The organism is Desulfovibrio biadhensis, assembly GCF_055388615.1.
The window spans coordinates 3,833,226-3,849,389 of sequence record NZ_AP042477.1 but is presented as its reverse complement, the minus strand read 5'-3'; the positions used below and the strand labels follow the sequence as shown (position 1 = coordinate 3,849,389).

16 protein-coding genes are annotated in these 16,164 nt (G+C 50.0%); 9 read left to right on the top strand and 7 right to left on the bottom strand.

Features of this window, described 5'->3' with window-relative positions; all coding sequences use genetic code 11:
• Nucleotides 1–24: 24 nt before the first annotated feature.
• The 3 genes from ACZ5EH_RS16700 to ACZ5EH_RS16690 form a co-directional block, all read right to left on the bottom strand.
• The gene (locus tag ACZ5EH_RS16700) at nucleotides 25–534 is read right to left on the bottom strand and encodes a hypothetical protein (RefSeq protein WP_464275010.1); all 510 of its coding nucleotides are present in this window, start codon (nucleotides 532–534) and stop codon (nucleotides 25–27) included.
• A gap of 93 nt (nucleotides 535–627) precedes the next feature.
• Entirely contained in the window at nucleotides 628–1,182 is a 555-nt protein-coding gene (locus tag ACZ5EH_RS16695; protein ID WP_464275009.1) for a hypothetical protein, read from the bottom strand.
• A gap of 4 nt (nucleotides 1,183–1,186) precedes the next feature.
• On the bottom strand, nucleotides 1,187–3,286 hold the full coding sequence (locus ACZ5EH_RS16690; protein ID WP_464275008.1) for a hypothetical protein: 2,100 nt from the start codon (nucleotides 3,284–3,286) through the stop codon (nucleotides 1,187–1,189).
• Between the two features lie 432 nt (nucleotides 3,287–3,718).
• Between ACZ5EH_RS16690 and ACZ5EH_RS16685 the strand changes: the two genes are divergently transcribed.
• The 7 genes from ACZ5EH_RS16685 to ACZ5EH_RS16655 are packed head-to-tail and all read left to right on the top strand — an operon-like array spanning nucleotide 3,719 to nucleotide 8,644.
• Nucleotides 3,719–4,297: an RNA polymerase sigma factor gene (locus ACZ5EH_RS16685; protein WP_464275007.1), complete on the top strand. Its 579-nt coding sequence runs from the start codon at nucleotides 3,719–3,721 to the stop codon at nucleotides 4,295–4,297.
• 31 nt (nucleotides 4,298–4,328) lie between these two features.
• Complete coding sequence (locus ACZ5EH_RS16680; RefSeq protein ID WP_464275006.1) at nucleotides 4,329–5,006, top strand: hypothetical protein; 678 nt, start codon at nucleotides 4,329–4,331, stop codon at nucleotides 5,004–5,006.
• Entirely contained in the window at nucleotides 4,999–5,487 is a 489-nt protein-coding gene (locus ACZ5EH_RS16675) for a pilus assembly FimT family protein (protein WP_464275005.1), read from the top strand. The genes ACZ5EH_RS16680 and ACZ5EH_RS16675 overlap by 8 nt, the downstream gene beginning before the upstream one ends.
• Nucleotides 5,484–6,032 (top strand): pilus assembly FimT family protein, encoded by a 549-nt coding sequence (locus tag ACZ5EH_RS16670; RefSeq protein ID WP_464275004.1) that lies wholly within the window; start codon nucleotides 5,484–5,486, stop codon nucleotides 6,030–6,032. Before ACZ5EH_RS16675 ends, ACZ5EH_RS16670 begins: the two co-directional genes overlap by 4 nt.
• Before the next feature lie 16 nt (nucleotides 6,033–6,048).
• Complete coding sequence (locus ACZ5EH_RS16665; RefSeq protein ID WP_464275003.1) at nucleotides 6,049–6,597, top strand: prepilin-type N-terminal cleavage/methylation domain-containing protein; 549 nt, start codon at nucleotides 6,049–6,051, stop codon at nucleotides 6,595–6,597.
• 9 nt (nucleotides 6,598–6,606) lie between these two features.
• Nucleotides 6,607–8,307, top strand: a complete 1,701-nt coding sequence (locus ACZ5EH_RS16660) for a hypothetical protein (protein WP_464275002.1) — start codon at nucleotides 6,607–6,609, stop codon at nucleotides 8,305–8,307.
• A gap of 34 nt (nucleotides 8,308–8,341) precedes the next feature.
• Nucleotides 8,342–8,644 (top strand): hypothetical protein, encoded by a 303-nt coding sequence (locus tag ACZ5EH_RS16655; protein WP_464275001.1) that lies wholly within the window; start codon nucleotides 8,342–8,344, stop codon nucleotides 8,642–8,644.
• A gap of 122 nt (nucleotides 8,645–8,766) precedes the next feature.
• On the opposite strand, the gene ACZ5EH_RS16650 is transcribed toward ACZ5EH_RS16655, so the two are convergent.
• Nucleotides 8,767–12,120 carry an EAL domain-containing protein gene (locus ACZ5EH_RS16650; RefSeq protein ID WP_464275000.1) on the bottom strand — a complete coding sequence of 1,118 codons (3,354 nt, stop codon included), beginning with the start codon at nucleotides 12,118–12,120 and terminating at the stop codon, nucleotides 8,767–8,769.
• A gap of 309 nt (nucleotides 12,121–12,429) precedes the next feature.
• Between ACZ5EH_RS16650 and ACZ5EH_RS16645 the strand changes: the two genes are divergently transcribed.
• Nucleotides 12,430–13,053: a TetR/AcrR family transcriptional regulator gene (locus ACZ5EH_RS16645; RefSeq protein ID WP_464274999.1), complete on the top strand. Its 624-nt coding sequence runs from the start codon at nucleotides 12,430–12,432 to the stop codon at nucleotides 13,051–13,053.
• Between the two features lie 90 nt (nucleotides 13,054–13,143).
• Complete coding sequence (locus ACZ5EH_RS16640) at nucleotides 13,144–13,578, top strand: hypothetical protein (protein WP_464274998.1); 435 nt, start codon at nucleotides 13,144–13,146, stop codon at nucleotides 13,576–13,578.
• Between the two features lie 5 nt (nucleotides 13,579–13,583).
• On the opposite strand, the gene ACZ5EH_RS16635 is transcribed toward ACZ5EH_RS16640, so the two are convergent.
• The 3 genes from ACZ5EH_RS16635 to ACZ5EH_RS16625 all read right to left on the bottom strand — a co-directional run bounded on the left by ACZ5EH_RS16635 (nucleotide 13,584) and on the right by ACZ5EH_RS16625 (nucleotide 16,105).
• On the bottom strand, nucleotides 13,584–13,856 hold the full coding sequence (locus tag ACZ5EH_RS16635; protein ID WP_464274997.1) for a hypothetical protein: 273 nt from the start codon (nucleotides 13,854–13,856) through the stop codon (nucleotides 13,584–13,586).
• A 112-nt stretch (nucleotides 13,857–13,968) separates the two neighbouring features.
• Nucleotides 13,969–14,343: a hypothetical protein gene (locus ACZ5EH_RS16630; RefSeq protein WP_464274996.1), complete on the bottom strand. Its 375-nt coding sequence runs from the start codon at nucleotides 14,341–14,343 to the stop codon at nucleotides 13,969–13,971.
• Nucleotides 14,344–14,476: 133 nt separating this feature from the next.
• Nucleotides 14,477–16,105 (bottom strand): FmdE family protein, encoded by a 1,629-nt coding sequence (locus tag ACZ5EH_RS16625; RefSeq protein WP_464274995.1) that lies wholly within the window; start codon nucleotides 16,103–16,105, stop codon nucleotides 14,477–14,479.
• Nucleotides 16,106–16,164: the final 59 nt, after the last annotated feature.

The following is a 16,164-nucleotide window of genomic DNA, read 5'->3' as shown; positions in this document are numbered from 1 at the left end:
ATTGCAACCACCATGGGGAAGGGGTTAGTAAAGTGATACCTCTTCCAGATAAAACTCTTTTTGGCCTACGATATTGCCTTCTTCGTCCTGTTTACCCACAACAACTTTATCTTTAGTGATGTCGAAGAGATAGAATCCTTCAACCTCTATTTCATCACCAACTTTGTACTCCATGGAATTAATGATGGCGTAAACAATCTCATCACCAATTCTGATGTAGCCTGTATACCGAAGGTCAACATCTGCAGGAAATTGCGTATCTACTTCCGCTTCCTGCGCCATGTCCTGTGTACGGTCATAAAAAGGATCCATATTCCAGGGGCGCTCAGCCTGTTCCAATCGGAATCGTTCAATCTTCGTCAAAGGATTTTCATCAAGCTTTTTATCTACATCTGTCTTGATGCGGTTGAGCTCATCAACATTGACAAGGTCGCTCACCGAGGTGACTTTTTCACCACTGAACAGATACGTGTAGGCCCCAAAACCAATGACGATCACCAAAATAACCAGAAGAATCTTTTCGCGTTTTTCCATGCTCGTCACCCTGTTCGCCCGGAGCTACTATTCATGCTCATGCCTGGCGTGATTCCAGTTTGCATTGGTGGGCCTCTTGCACCTTATGGATCTCTATGCGCCGGTGTCGGTTTTGACGGCAAGCTGCAGCCGCACAATGTAGTTAACGCCGTCGACACCTTCCTGCATCTCGATCTTTTCAACATGTTTCAGATAAGGAACGGCACCCAGCTTCATGAGAAATGTTCTGAAATTCAAAAAAGGGCCGTAGAAGTCACAGTTTACCCCCACATATCCTGCAGTAGCGGATAATGAAGCAGGGTCAGGCGTCACCTCATTGATTCTAAGATCAGACTCAACGGCGATATCTTCAATGGTATGCGTAGCAGCGTCTATCTGGTCTTCAGTGAGAGCAGCCGCTTCAGGAATGGGCAGCTCCTTGACGACCTTGTTATTCAACTGTGCCTGAAGTTTGATGTAGAGCGGAAAAAGTACTTTCTGCCGTTCGATTTCCGCTTTCTTCTTCAGAATTTCGTGCTGCGTTTCCTTATCTTCCATTATATTCGGAAGAATAAGGAGCGCCACAAAGGCAACAACAATGCCCGCACATACCAAAAGTTTGAAAATACTTTCTTTGGGCAGGCTGACAGACGCTTTTTTTGCAACCATGGCGCTAAACCACCTTTATGTGGATGATGAACCTGAGCACGGTTCCCCTGTTTCTGAATTCTTCTTTTTCCTGCTTGTTGATTTCAGGCATCAGAAAAAGCGGTGAATTTTCCAGGCGAATCAGGTAGCTGGTAAAGGCGGATTCGAACTTGTCGATGTCCTCTCCCTCTATAAAACCATCCATGATGACGATCTTATCGGTCTCGTTCTCATGGGTATTTTGTCGTGTATTCTTCTTTTTTGGATCTTCAGGTTCCGGGGGCAGAGGTTCTACATACGGCCCCATATCCATGGTCACACTCATAAGCTTCACGTACTTGGGCGTGATCCGGCTGATTTCACTCAAAACAGCAAGACTTTCGTAGCGCAGACTTGCCTTTTTCAAATTTTGCTGCTGTTGGGCAACCTTCTCCGCCATCTGCTGCAACAGTTCCTCAGTAGCCGGTGGATTGTAAGCCTGCAGTTGATTCTCGACCATTTGCAACTCGCCCAGGCTGTCACTTATAATGGACTGTTGCCACATCCATACACCTGCCAGAATGGCTAAAAGCATGATGGTCACAGCGTAGATGGCTTTATCGACATTCAAAGCCTGGCGCTGCTTTTCTTTACTCTTGTAAGTATAAATCAAGTTTGGAGTGATGCTGTTGTCAGACAGAGACAACGCAACGACCAGGTTATACTCCATGCGGTCAACAACCGAGGAGGGCCCTTGAATGCGGCCCAGATTCGGATTCTCAGGATTCAGCGGATCAAGAATCAGACTTTCGATTCCCAGTTGCGAGTACATATACTGTAGAATCATCTTGTTGGTGCAAATGGCGCCTGAAAAGTAGATTTGCTCTACAGGCTCATTGCCCATTGTCGTACTATGAAATTCAAAAGTACGCTCAATCTGTCTGACTAGGCGTTCTGCAGCAGGAAGCACCATTTCGACTACCTGGGACTCATCCAGCTCGCTTCCAGGACTGCTTGGCGCAAGTTCACCACCAAGCAACTTACCAACAAGCACCTGTTTGGCCTGCTCCAGGTCCATTCCGGAACCGCCACCAGCACCACGGGTGGTGGCTTCATCAATAATGAGAGAATCATCGTCCAGCCCCATGGAAATGACAGGTTCATCCTGCACCATGGTCTGATCGATACTGAAACCGCCGCCGAATTCGGCGTTGTAGTTTTCCATCAAGGACTCGACCATGCTGTTGGTGCCGGCCTTGATGCCTCGGGAAAGAACGAGGTTCCCTTTGCTGAAAATATCGATGCGCGACCAGTTACGCCCCACATACAGATTGGCGTATGTATTGGCTTTGGTAGAAAGCCAATTGGTGCGGAAAAGCGTCTGAATAGCAATGGGGGCAATGGTGATGCCGTGCAGCTTGTATCCTGCACTGGAGAACAACTCGGATATTTCATCGACCTGCTTGCGGGGAGCGAGATACACGGTGACGGCCAGCTTTGGCACGCCCTTCTCAGCCACTTCCCCCAGGACATCGAAATCGAGAATGAATTCGTTTTCGTCAAACTGTTTTTCTTTCTTGACGGACCAGAATACTGCGTCTGTAATCTGCTTGCGAGGCACTTTCGGAATATTAATATTCCAAAGCTCCGCCCTGGCCGAAGAGATGAGCGTCCAGACCTGTACCTGGCGATTGCCTTTTGTAAATTCCTTCAGTTTGTCGCGTAAAAAATTGGCAAACCCCGCAGAGCCGGGAGGCGTGCTGGGATCATAAGGAATGCGTTTGAAACCAAGCAATTTGCGCTTGGATACAGGCCCGGTCGTTTTGGACAGACGCAAGCTGTCCGGACCAAGATCAACGCCGACAACGACAGTTTTGCCACTGCCGCCTTTGACTGAAGCTCCAGAGGATAGTTTAGGCGTTTTACCCGGCTTTCCTTTGCTTTTGGGCGCTTTTGTTTTGGCAGCGCCTTTCTTGCTGGGAAGACCGGACTTTTTGCCAGCAGGGGTTTCCTGAACAGTCGACTCTACAGCCGTATCCTGTTCACCCTTCTGACTCCCTTTACCCCGGATCATCTCCAGCAGTTTGTCGCTGGAAGATGCCTTTCCACGGGCCATGGTCTCGCCCTCCTCCTGGCCTTCAGCCATACTAAGGCCGCCATTGAACGCAACACCCCCCATCGGGGCAGTCACGGCACATGCGGGGTCCCTGAAAACGCTCTGCAAGCATTCTACACAGGCACTCTCCGCGTCATACGTTCAACTCTCTGCTGATTTAACGTCGCTTCCTCACCCAAAAAACAAGAACCATGCTGGGGTTATCTGCACAGTTCTTCACTGTTTTACCCCTAGCTAAAAAAGGGTGTCTAAAAAGTCAACACATTTTTTACATTTTTTTTAGAAAAGTTCTCATGTGCGTAATCACCCTCCTGCTCCACCACTTTCGCTCGCTTACGCTTTATGACATCTTAATAAATTACGGATGCAATTCGCAGCTCTTGTGCTATTTTTTATCAGTCTGCTACAGGCACTTTTTTTCTCCTTCTGCGTATATGTTTATAAAAAGGAGCTGCAGACCCCTTGCTACAACCAGAAATTGAAACTGCTTTTGTTAACCGGGCTCTGCAGGGAGACGGCGAATCCTTTGCCGCTCTTGTAACTGCGTATACTGCACCCCTTTACAACATCGCTTTCAAGATGATTGGGAGTGCATCTGAAGCAGAGGATATTGTGCAAGAAAGTTTTATGCGTGCATATGGCTCCTTGAATAAATTTGAGAAGGGGCGTCGCTTTTACTCTTGGCTCTACGCCATCTGTTTGAATGTCACACGTGACTATCTGCGACGTCGTGACAGTGCGGCTGCTGCTGGATTTTTCGGCACTTCAGCTTCACACGAAGCCTCTGCCTCCATTCCCAGCGACTTGCCTGCCCCTCATGAAGCGCTGATTCAGGAAGAACGAAGAGAAGCGCTGCGCAGTGCGGTTTTGCAACTTCCTACGGAGCAACGAGAAGCCCTTGTGCTTCGCTATTTCCAGGAGCTACCCTTTGCTGAAGTAGCGCAGATTTGTGAAATTACTGAGAACGCTGCAAAAAAACGGGTATACCAGGCACTTTTCAAACTCAGCGAGATACTGACGGCCTCAGAGGACCAAAGGTAGCTTTTAATTATATGCATTTCGAGGATTTGCGATGATTAATAAAAAGGAACAGGAACAACTTTTGCAAATGGCGCTCTTTGGCGAACTGGAGAAGCAGGAGAACGCTCAACAGCGTGTGCGCTTCCAACAGCTTTTGCAAGAATCACCGGAAGCGGCTTCTCTCTACGCACGCCTGCAAAACACTGCAAAACTGGCTGAAAACATCCCCCAAGCCGCCCCTTCTGCAGACCTTGAGCACCGTATTCTCTCTTCCCTGCCTCAGGCTGGGGCAAAGACCAAAGGTCTCCTTGGACACGCAGCTGCCATTGCCAGCCGCTGCCCCTACTATTTTTTCCTGGTTGGCGCCTTCTACCTCATATTTGGGGTGGCCCTGCAAACTGTCCTTTTTACGCCAGAATCTGCAATGGCGGTCCCCGACTGGGTTCGCATGCAACCAAACATAGCATTTGCCACTGGTTTCTTTTTCATCCTTTCAGGTGCTTTTTTGTTACGCCAAACACCATTCGTGGCCAAACTCATTTATGGTGCGGTATTACTATACATTGTCTTTGTAGCCGCCAACGGCCTGGCCCTCGAAGCAAGCTTGCGCGCAGTGACAGGGGGCACGCTTCTCCCCGCGTTGATAGGATTCGTGGGCATGGGCTTGACCATTGGCATGCTTCTCGGCGTCCTGCTGCAACATTATGCAAAGGAAGTACAGCATGGCTAATCGCAAAAGAACAAATTCCCGAGGCTTTACCTTACTGGAAGTTATTGGTGTACTCGTGATTCTAGGGGTAATTTCCGTATACGTCGGCAATCAGATAGCACCGGATCAATACAACGTAGCTGGTGAAGCGGCCAACCTACAAACAGCAATCCGCTACGCGCAGTCTCTGGGCTTTACGCAAGCCTACCTGCCTGATGGTGTCGACACTGTCGTTTGGGGGATCAACCTTTCCGGTACATCTTACCAGCTGTTCAGAAACGGCGCATCGCAGAATGACATCAATTTACCGGGGCAAAACAGCAACAGTTATACACTGCCCTCTGGAATAAATATCACCGGGGGAACAGTCTATTTTGACTTCCGTGGTATCCCCTGCAGCTCCACAGGGGCGCCGGTCAATGGAGATACGAACTTCACCATTTCTGATGGCACAGACAGCAGCCAATTCACACTTTTGGCTAATACGGGGTTCATCCAATGAATACGAACCACTATCCCAATAATGGCTTCACCATGGTTGAAATCATCCTCACCTTGGTTCTTTTGGGGGGGATAGCAGGCATGTTCGCCCCTTACTTTGCTTCTGGGGTCAATACCAGCTCCACACCGATTTTTCGCGTGGAAGATACGGCAGAACTCCAGGAAACCATGGAAAACATCATAAACTGGCAAATCGACAGAGCCTCCTCCAACTTTGAGACGGCTTCCGGAAACCTTTCTACGGAAGAAATCATCGATCAAAATATTCTGGCCATATTCACGCCAACACCGGAATCACCTGGCAGTGACTTGACCGACCTCCAGTCTGAAATCAACAACATAACCCAATTCGCCCCCACTGGCTTCACGCCAACGGTGGTGCAAAACCAAATCGTGAACAAGCTTTCTACATATACCAGTGGCTTGGCAGCAGCCACGGACCAAAACCAGGCGCTTCTTGTCACCCTGCGTGGACCAGAAGGCGGGACACTCTCGTATATCTTCATGTCCGGTTCAAACTTTCCCCGCTTTCTCAGCAATCCCTAAAGGCAACGAGGGTATCATGAATAATCAAAACGGATTCACGCTCGTAGAACTCATTGCGGTGCTCATAATCCTGGGCATAGTGGCTACTGCAGGGACCTTGGGATTTGTCAACGCCATACGCGGTTTTGTTTTTGCTGAGCAAAATATTGATGTTGCACAAAAAGCACAGGCAACTCTTGACCGCATTACTGTTGAATTGACGCACATTGCCTACAATCCGCCAAGCTACCATGTCGACCATGACACTACCATGGATGTTGGATATGAAGTGTCGTCGTCTTCTGCAACCAGTATCACTTTCAATGCCAACTATGGCTTGAACAGAGGCACTGCCACCAACGTACAGATTTTGAGAAATGGCAACAACATCACCATCAATGGTGTTACTTTATGTGATGAAGTCACAGGCTTTACCCTTCAATACATCGATGCTGACGGTAATCCGCAAAGTTCTTTTTCCCGTCTTGGCACACGAAAGGTGGATGTAACCCTTGTTATTGAAGATTCTGTTAACGAAACACCCGTCACTTTTACAACCAGTATAGTCCCAAAGTTTTATCTTTAGGAGAAAACCATGACAAGACATCACTCCTTTGAAAATAAAAGTGACGGACAAAGTGGCGTTGCCCTGCTTTACGTCATCCTGGTCATCGTCGTCATTTCAACGTTGGCAGCGGCAATCTCCTCCTTCACTTCTACGGGCACCCTTTCGCAGTTGAACCAGATTGCATCTGCGCAGGCACGCTATATGGCTTTGGCCGGATACAATTATATCAGGCACTTCCGCGAAGATTATATCGACCTTGAAGGCCACACCTTCACCATTCCAGATGTTGGCCAGTTCACCTACACCAGCGTGCGTAAACTACCCACAATGGACACTCTCTATGAAGTCCGTGTGGTAGGCACTGTGCATGACAATACCCCAAATGAAGCAAACTACGTCATCTTCACGCAATTCAATGGTGAATCCCCTGGCTCCATTACATTTCGCGACGACTTCGATGACTTCGACACAATGACTTCCGACCCAAACAAGGTGCCCATCGTAAAGCACGACGATAAAACATTTTCCATTGGCCACAACATCAACAACGCTTTTGGCGCGATGTACTACACCGGTGACAAGACCCTCAACTGGGGGCGAAACATCTGCAACTATTCCGATGCCGGTGACCCCATTGGATGCGACTTCAAGGATGGTTTTCGCATATTCTTCGTCAGTTCCTATGACAGTAACAATGCGAATACTGCAGATGGAATTGTCTTCACCTTTTTTGGCACGAACAACTCCCTGGGGCTCAACCCCTATTACAGCACACCTGTCACTGTGTGCACTACGGGCGATTGCCCATGCTGGAGCTGCGGCGCAGGCTATGACGGGGTAAAATCCTTCACTTCTGTTGGTGGCGACTCCCAACACGGCGAGATGATCGGCTATGCTGCGGATGGTCGTGTCTACCGCGATTATGGATCCCCTTCTGATGTAAAATACTGGCTCGACCCCGAACAGAACGGCATTCAACCCCCGAAAATCGGCATCGAATTTGATAACTATGTCAACTCCGGAACCGGGTGGATGTGCAACTATATCTACGATCATGTTGTCACTTCACAACGCAGAGACAACAACCGAGACCATATCGCCTACGTATTCTGGGGGAATGACTCGCTTTCTGATATTGATTGCGCCCACTATCACCAGTCGTGGTACAGACCGTACCGGGATCTTTATGGCAACCAGGCAACAGCCCTCGGCGCCACGACGTTTGACGACAACAGGCACGGTGACGGGTTAAACCAGACTTCCGCTGAATTCTGGTCCAGTACGTTCCAATGGGAAGACCAGCCCTTTGCCTTCAGGCTCGAGGTAGAGCGAAATGTTGCGTCCGGAGAATACACGCTCACGTCCTGGATCAGAAGATGCAGCACCGCCAATAGCACTCCGTGTGCAGAGTATTTCGAGTATGACCCCAGCAATCCTTCCAACGATGACATTTACTTCTCTGATACAAGCAGGTTCCTGTGCTCTAATCAGGGAGGGTTTGCCGTTGATACCTGCTCCCATTTCAATGCCCCAATCCTGGTCAAGACGTTTACACTTGCTGCTGACATGCACAGTAAGTTTGAAAAGTTCACTTTTGGATTCACCGAAGCAACAGGTGGACAAACCCAGGAAGCCAGGTATTCTGAATTCATCCTCAGCTTTGTAAAAGATAATGATTACGATGCATCCGGAAACAAACGTCGTGTTATAGATTACACAATTGACTAACGTACTGCGCAAACCCACTTAAGAGGGAATAATTATGAAATATACTCGCTCCATAGTAACTGTGACCATGACGCTTTTTTTCATGCTGGTCGGCGCCTTTTTTCAGAACATGGGGCAACGCTTGGGGTGGTGTCAGGAACAGGTTCTGAATTCCGAGCAACAGGCCTGCGTTGATTCCGGTGTGGATATTGAGACATGTCTTAAGCAAAGTAAAAGCACGCAACCCCCTTCTGACGCGGAGAAGAGCAACCCCGGTAATAAATCAGGCAAAGCTCCCTCTGGCAAATCTTCCACCACCCCCCATAGGGGCAAGCTCGAACTGCACAAGGGTGAGTAGACCTTTTTCATTTTTACACGCAGTTAAAAGCAGTTTCCTGCCGCCACCCGCCTTATAAACAGCAAGCCCCCTTGCCGCGACTGCGGCAAGGGGGCTTTTTCTTGCCTGACAGGTAAAAAGCCTTACGTATTCCCGTTTGTCGGCACTTGCCCGTCCTTTGCCGCAGCAAGATACTCCTCGGCCTGAGCAGCCGACATGGGGCGCGAGAAATGGTACCCCTGAAAGAAATCGCATTCCATGGATGTGAGCTGCGCAACATGGCGTTCATTCTCCACGCCTTCGGCCACAACATCCATTTTCATGTTGTGCGCCAGGGATATAATGGCGCGCACTATCTCCACGTCCTCCTCACGCTCATCCATGCGCATGACAAAGGAGCGGTCGATCTTCAGCGTATCAATGGGAAATTGGCGCAGATAGGAAAGGGATGAATAGCCCGTACCGAAATCATCAATGGAAAGCTTCAAATTAAGCGACTTCAAGCGCTGGAGCATGGTGCGTGCGGACTGCGCGTTTTCCATGACAACGCTCTCGGTGATTTCCAGCTTGACGCTCTCCATTTCCAGCCCAGAAGCTTTCACAGTTGAGCTTATATGATCGATGAGCTGTGCCTGACGGAATTGTTTTGCCGAAAGGTTAACGCTGATGCCGAGCGCTGCATGCTGTGGAAACTGCTCCTGCCATAACCGCACCTGCCGGCACGCCTGCTCCAGAACAAATATTCCCATGGGGATGATCAGGCCAGAGTCTTCGGCCACGGGAATGAACTCATCCGGGAAGATCATCCCTTTCAAGGGGTGCTGCCAACGCAGCAATGCCTCGAAGGAATCCACCTCGCCGGTACGCATATTGATAAGCGGCTGGTAGTGCAAAACAAACTCGCCCTTTTCCACCGCCTTGCGTAAATCGTTTTCAAGTCGCAGGACTTCTGCGGCCTGCTCACGCATATCAGAGATGAAAAGCTTGATACGGTTGCGCCCCATACCTTTGGCCCGATACATGGCGATTTCAGCATCTCTGAGGATAAACTCTGCGCGCTCATGACGAACAGGCCCCACAACCACACCTATGCTGGCGGAAAGGTAAATCTCCTGCTCATTTATCTTAATGGGGCGGTTCAAATCCTCTAAAATGCGTTGCGCCATGGCCATGGCTTCACGCGGGGAGTCCAACTCGCCCAGCAATACGGCAAATTCATCGCCCCCTATGCGCGATACAGTATCCGTACTGCGCACCATTTCCTGCAGCTTCCTGGTTATCTCAAAGAGGAGTTGATCGCCGACCTGATGCCCAAGGCTGTCATTAACAACCTTGAAACGGTCGAGATCCAGGTAGAGAAGCGCGAAAAGGGGCAACCTGCGCTCACGCATACGCTGGATCACCTGGTGCAAACGATCCAGGAGCAAGGCTCTGTTGGGAGAGCCTGTCAGTGGATCGTGAAACGTTTGATGCACCAACCGTTCTTCAGCGTATTTTCTCTCCGTGATATCTTCATAAATGATATAAACGCCCTCTCGCTTGCCCCTGATGACAATGGGGAAGCTGAGCACAGAAACCTGAACAAGCCTTCCATCCTTACGCTTGCGCACTGTTTCGATCTGAACCATCTCGCCGGCAGCCTGACGTTCCGATATGGCGTCGGCTTCGTCCAACTTGTCAACAGGGACAATAAAGCCGCGCGTCACCTTTCCCATCAACTCTTCGCTTTCATACTGGAAGAGTTTTTCAAAGGCTCTATTGACGCCGCGCACAAATCCTTCTGCATCATAGATAGCAATGGCGAGGGGCGAGTTTTCAAACAACTGTTGAAAGTAGACAGAGAGCTGTTGGGCTTCAGCATTCGCCAGATTCTTCTCAGTCATATCTGAGACATGAACAGCAAGGTAAGCTACCTCGCCGTCTCTATCGAAAACAGGACCCAAAACAATATCTAAAAAACGTTTCCCATCCTTAACTTCAAATCGTTTTGGCGTCTTATTACAAATAATTTCTTCACTGGCGGCGAAACAGCGCTCAAAGGTTTCCCAATCAACATACTCATTTATATTTGTACCAATAAGTTTGCTTCGTGCAACGCCTATCCGCTCAGTGGCAACGCGGTTCAACTCCACAATGTGCCCATCAAGATCCACCAGGATGGCGCTTTCAGTATCTGCATCGAGAAAAGCCCGCAGAATAGTCTCTGTCTTCAGCAGTTCCGCTTCCATGGCACTGCGGACGCCCATTTCACGCTGCAATCCCGTATTAGCCTTCTCCAATGCGGTATTGCGTTCACTCAATTCAGCTTCTGCTTTTTCGAGCTCCCGAAACTGGTCCCTGTCCCGCGTGACGAGATAGGCAACGCTCTCTTCCAGAATGCGCAGTTCGTTCTTGCTCTCGATGCTGATATTGTGCTCGGTGTCTCCGGCAGCAATCCTGTCCACATCTGAAATAATACGTTTGAGAGGCGCAGTAATTCGCGAAGCCAGCCAGATGGCGGCAAAGAGCCCTAAACAGAGAAAAACAAGCCCGATCATCGCTTGTTGCCAGACAAGATGGTCAAGCCGGCTATGCGATGGATCGCTGATGTAGGTCATTTCCACGACCTTATAAATGGGCCAGCCATTCTCTCCTGAAAGATCCAAAAAGACATAGCGCCGTATCTTGCCGCTGGTTTCGTCCTTTACCAATATGGTGCGTTTCTGCTTCACTGCCTCGGCAATATGTTTGCGAACTTCCTTTTCAGCCCTCTGTCCATCAGGGTGCATATCAAGGTAGCCATTGCGCTGGAAAACCCGCACCGATTCAAGCGACGGGTCCAATCGAACAAGTTCCGCGGCGACATTTTCGTAGTTGAGAATATCAAACCCCAGCTCAAAAGCCGCAACTTTGATTCCCACTTCAAGTATATGGCGGCCATTGGGCATCAGAAGGTACTCGTAATGCCGCAGTGCCCCATTGCGTATTTTCTGACTGACAGGTCCAGAGATCACTACACCAGGCTTCAGTTTGTCTTTAAGGGTGATCCAGAAATCTGAAGTAGTTGAGAAATTGAGACCTTTGTCGGTGGCGTCAGTGGTCTCGAGCATGGCGCCACAATCAGCATCTATGATGTAAAAATCATAATTCGCACCATAAGCCGCTTTCAACGCATCCAGGTTGACCTCATCCAGGTCCCCCACTGCGGCGTCATAAGCATGGGCGAATGTAGTCAAGGAGGGTGAAAGATCAAACTGCTGGGATTCCTGTAACAGCGTGAAGCCAGCCTGCATCATACGCAAAGCAGCGGTTATTCCAGCCTCGCTTTGTTTGGTCAGAAGCTCTCTGCTATTTTGCGTTTCTATCTGAACAAAATAATATTGTGCAACGGACATCGCCACAAGCAAAGACGCCAGGAGCACGAAAATGGAAAGCATGACGCCAACGCGCAGTGGAATGATGCGTTTCGATCGAGAACGGCTGTCAGCGTCCCGTCGTATATTATTCGCGTCCGTCATTGCCTGGGCCCCATCTTCCTCTCCATTTGTTTTCGCTTCAGTCACCCGTTTGCTGGGTGACAAACACTCGGGCTTTATTCTAATATTACGCGATGCACCAAAAAGACCGACAACTTAGTTACATAAGTACCCGATCCCTGCAAGGTGCAGGGAGTCACCTGAGTTTCCAGCATTTTTGAAATTAAAACTCATTTTATTTACTCTTTCTATTCTCACATGATGTCAATAGTGTTATTGGAAGGTATTTGTGGTATTTAAGATAGAAAAACTAAAACAAAAATCCAGGCGCAGGCCAGGAGTCAATTAAATATGGCGAAAGTCATCCCCATCGGACAACCTCAAGACACGAGAGAACGGTTTATAATTGCCGTAGGAGACGTTTTATCCCGTAATGGCTACTCCGGCCTGACAGCCAACGCAGTAGCCAATAGCGCCGGGGTTAAGAAAGAATTAATACGGCATGTTTTCGGCAGTTTCAACAACCTCGTCAAAGAGTACGGGCATAGCGAACTGTTCTGGCCGACAGCACAGGAACTGCTCGATAACCGCGAAGAAGAACTCAAGGCCCTTCCCCCGGAAGAACAAATGGCCTGGTTTTTCAAACAGTATCTCAAAGCCTTACGCAAGCGCCCACAAACTGTTAACATTCTTGCATGGGAATTGAGACAACGCGACGACCGTCAGGAATTGCTCGAACAAGTGCGCGTTCGCACGGCACTGGAATTTTTCGAACACCTGCATGAGGACACCCCCGATGAGGTGGACCTCACGGCATTGGTGGTGGTCATGGCCGGCTCCATCCATCATTTGCTGGTCCGCTCTCTACTTCACAGACATTTTGGTGGTGTCGACTTTCGCTCAGAAAGAGGGTGGTTGCGGATCATTGACGCCATAGATCGTTTCTTCCATGGCGCTCTCAGTGAGGAAATCTGATTGGCGACGGCCTGACGCACGGATCGCACGCCTTGAACCTGTCGAAGTGGGGGCTAGCTGACCCATTGTGTATTATTCGAGGGAGTAAGAATGGATAACAACACATTGTTGGCTGACATCTTTCGCTGCCTGAACACAGTTATATGGGAACGCCTGGCTCCCTACAGCTTCAAAATCGCAGGGCATATACCCCAATTTGCGGAGCATCTCTTTGTTGCGCCGCAACGTCAGGGCACCCTCCCCTGGCAGCGTTCCGCCATGTTGGACCACTTTCTACAGCAGGCCGAGCCTTTCTGGATGCTGGGCAGCAGAAGTATTTTACGCAGCTCACCATGGCGGGAACAAGACGAAAACGGAAGAGAATACACGCTGGACGCCATGGCGCTCTGCCCAGGAGCGGCTCGGGTCCTCCTGCTGCGAGAATTGCAAGGACGGGAATTTGAGGAACGCAGACTGTTGGCGCTTAAAGCGCGCCATCCAAAAAAGACACGCCTGACACAACAAAGACAAAAAGACGGGGAGTGATACTCCTACTGCAGAGACTCTTCCGAAGGTTTCATGACCAATTCAATCTGCTGGGGCTCCCCAAAATCATTTACATGCAATTGAATACGCCCCAAATCCCGTTCAATGACCGCACCAACATCGGCCAGCTTTGCATAGGCCATTTCCACCACACTCCGCAAAACATCCGCAGTTTGCTGTTGCCCAAAGGATTCAAACATCTCTTCCAGGCTGTAGAGTTCGCGCAGGGCGTGATCGAAAAATTCATAAAGCGTCATGCTGTCTAAATTACGGTGCATCTTGTATCCTTACATTCTTTAATGGATTTTAGGCGAACAAAAAGAGGCAGTGCCGGATTTGGAGGCAGAACGGCAAGCAACCTGAAAAACAAATGAAGCGATTGAAAAAGGACTATCGTTCGTCGAAAGTATCCCACTGCCTGGCAAGACGCACGCGCAATCCGCGTTTTTCCAGTGCCGCTGCAAAGGCTTCCGCAAGATCACGATGTTCGAAGGTACGCAATACCACTTGGGCGCGATTGGTCGCATCCCATATCCAGACGAATTCCGCGAGACGGATGTTGCGTTGCAGCAACTCCCGCCGCAAACAATCCCTGACATGATCGCGCTGCTCAAAGGATTTATCATCCAGTGAGTCGCCCACGGCCAGAACCCACCACCCCTTGCGGCAAGTCGTCTCAACAGGGGCGTCCCCTTTTTTGATGGCCGCCGCCTTGTCCACCAGGTCCTGGATGGTTTGCTCTATGGCATTTACGTAATTATGCATATTCATCCCCACAACCACGGCATAAAATATCGCGCACAAAAAAACCGGCGCGCACCCCGGTTTCAGCATTATATCCGGGGTGCGCGCAAAAGAAAAGCTTTTCCCTGCCCAAAGCAGGGGAGCTCACGCTATATTATTTTCCAAATGGGCACTTGGGGAACGTGCAGGACTTGCAGTTCAGACAGAAACCACCCTCTCCCAAAAGCGCCAACTCATGCCGGGTAAATTCCTGCCCTGCCAAGACACGCGGCAGAACAAGATCAAGGCTCGTGGTTTTGAAGAACAGTGCGCAGGCGGGCACGCCGATTACACGGGCATCCCCCATGCGCCCTACCAAGGTCATGGCGCCGGGCAGCACGGGAATGCCGTAAAAGGCATCCTCAAGTCCTGCGTCCTGCAGACCGAGGCGCGTGACATCATCAGGATCTACAGAAAGTCCCGCCGTGGTTACCAGCAGTTTTGCACCGGCATCGAGCATCTTTTTGGAAGCCGCGGCAATGGCTTCCCTGTCGTCGGGAACAATGTCCTTTGCAACAACCTTGCATCCAAACTTCTCGACCTTCTTTGAAATTATCGGTGCAAACTTGTCCTCGATAAGTCCCTTGAATACCTCACTGCCCGTAACAAGAATACCGACGTCCAAAGGCTCCAGGGGCAACACGCGAAAAAGCGGACCTGCATCCAGGGCCTGCATAGCTGCAGTAAAAGTGGTCCTGTTCAGGTACAGCGGAATGGCTCTTGTGGCGGCAAAGCCCTTGTCTTTTTCAACCACAAGATTGCTCTGGCGCGAGGTGCACATGACCCCTTCTATCATGTTGAAGCGAGTCAATTTCTGCCGGTCTATGCTCAGCAACCCCTCCTGCTCCGCAACAAAGGTGATCTTTCCCTCTTTCGGGGGCGTTGCAAAGGTAACTCCGGGGCCAGCCATACGCTGGGCAAAGGCCAGCGCCGCATCATTTTCGTGCACCCACTCTTCTTTGGAAGGTTCGTCCCCTTCCACATATACATGACCGCGCCCCATTTGTTGCAGACGGCAGACATCACCGATCGTAATGGTCTGCCCTGCCGAAAAGGCGGGATCCTTTTCCTTGCCGGGGATAATCTGGGTCATATCGTGCAAAGCCTTTTTCCCAACGGCCTGCTCCACAGGAACTGGACGCATGTACATTCCTGCATCGCATGTTTGCGGGGTTTCGGGATCGCAGTAAGGCGATTCTCCCTGACAACCACGGCAAATGGCGCCATCACGCCCGGGATAGGCTTCGCCACACGCCGGGCAAGGAATTATCTCACCCATGGAGTGGTGCTCCAGATAACGCTGGGGCATCCTTATGCGCTGCATAGAACAGCAATTCCACCCGGCGTCTTCAATCTCGGCAAAAAGCCGATCAGAATCCTGCTCTCTTTTGGGCTTGGTCTTCAAAAACCAGGAAATCATCTCCGGCCAGGCTTCCATTTTCTTCAGGTCCAGATAAACGCGAACCCCCAAGCCATTGTACTTATCGTAAAGCGCAAGTGCGTAGCGCCCCAGATTGAGAACGCGCATCCACCCGTTACCATAGCTGCACAACGTCAAAAGCTGCACAGCGTCGGGCAAACATTTGGGAGTCTCCACCACTACATCAAAAATCGTTTCCGGCGGAAGCTGACTTTTGCCAAGTTCCACCATGTACCCCCCGATCAGCAGACCGGGTGCTGGATAACCATGAAATGCGGCTGCCTTTTCCTTGAACTCCAAGAATGTGAGCGATCCAACGTTCATATGCTTTTTCCAACTAGTTATGATGGTTGAACTTTTGTACGCAAAGCCGTGGTATGGCT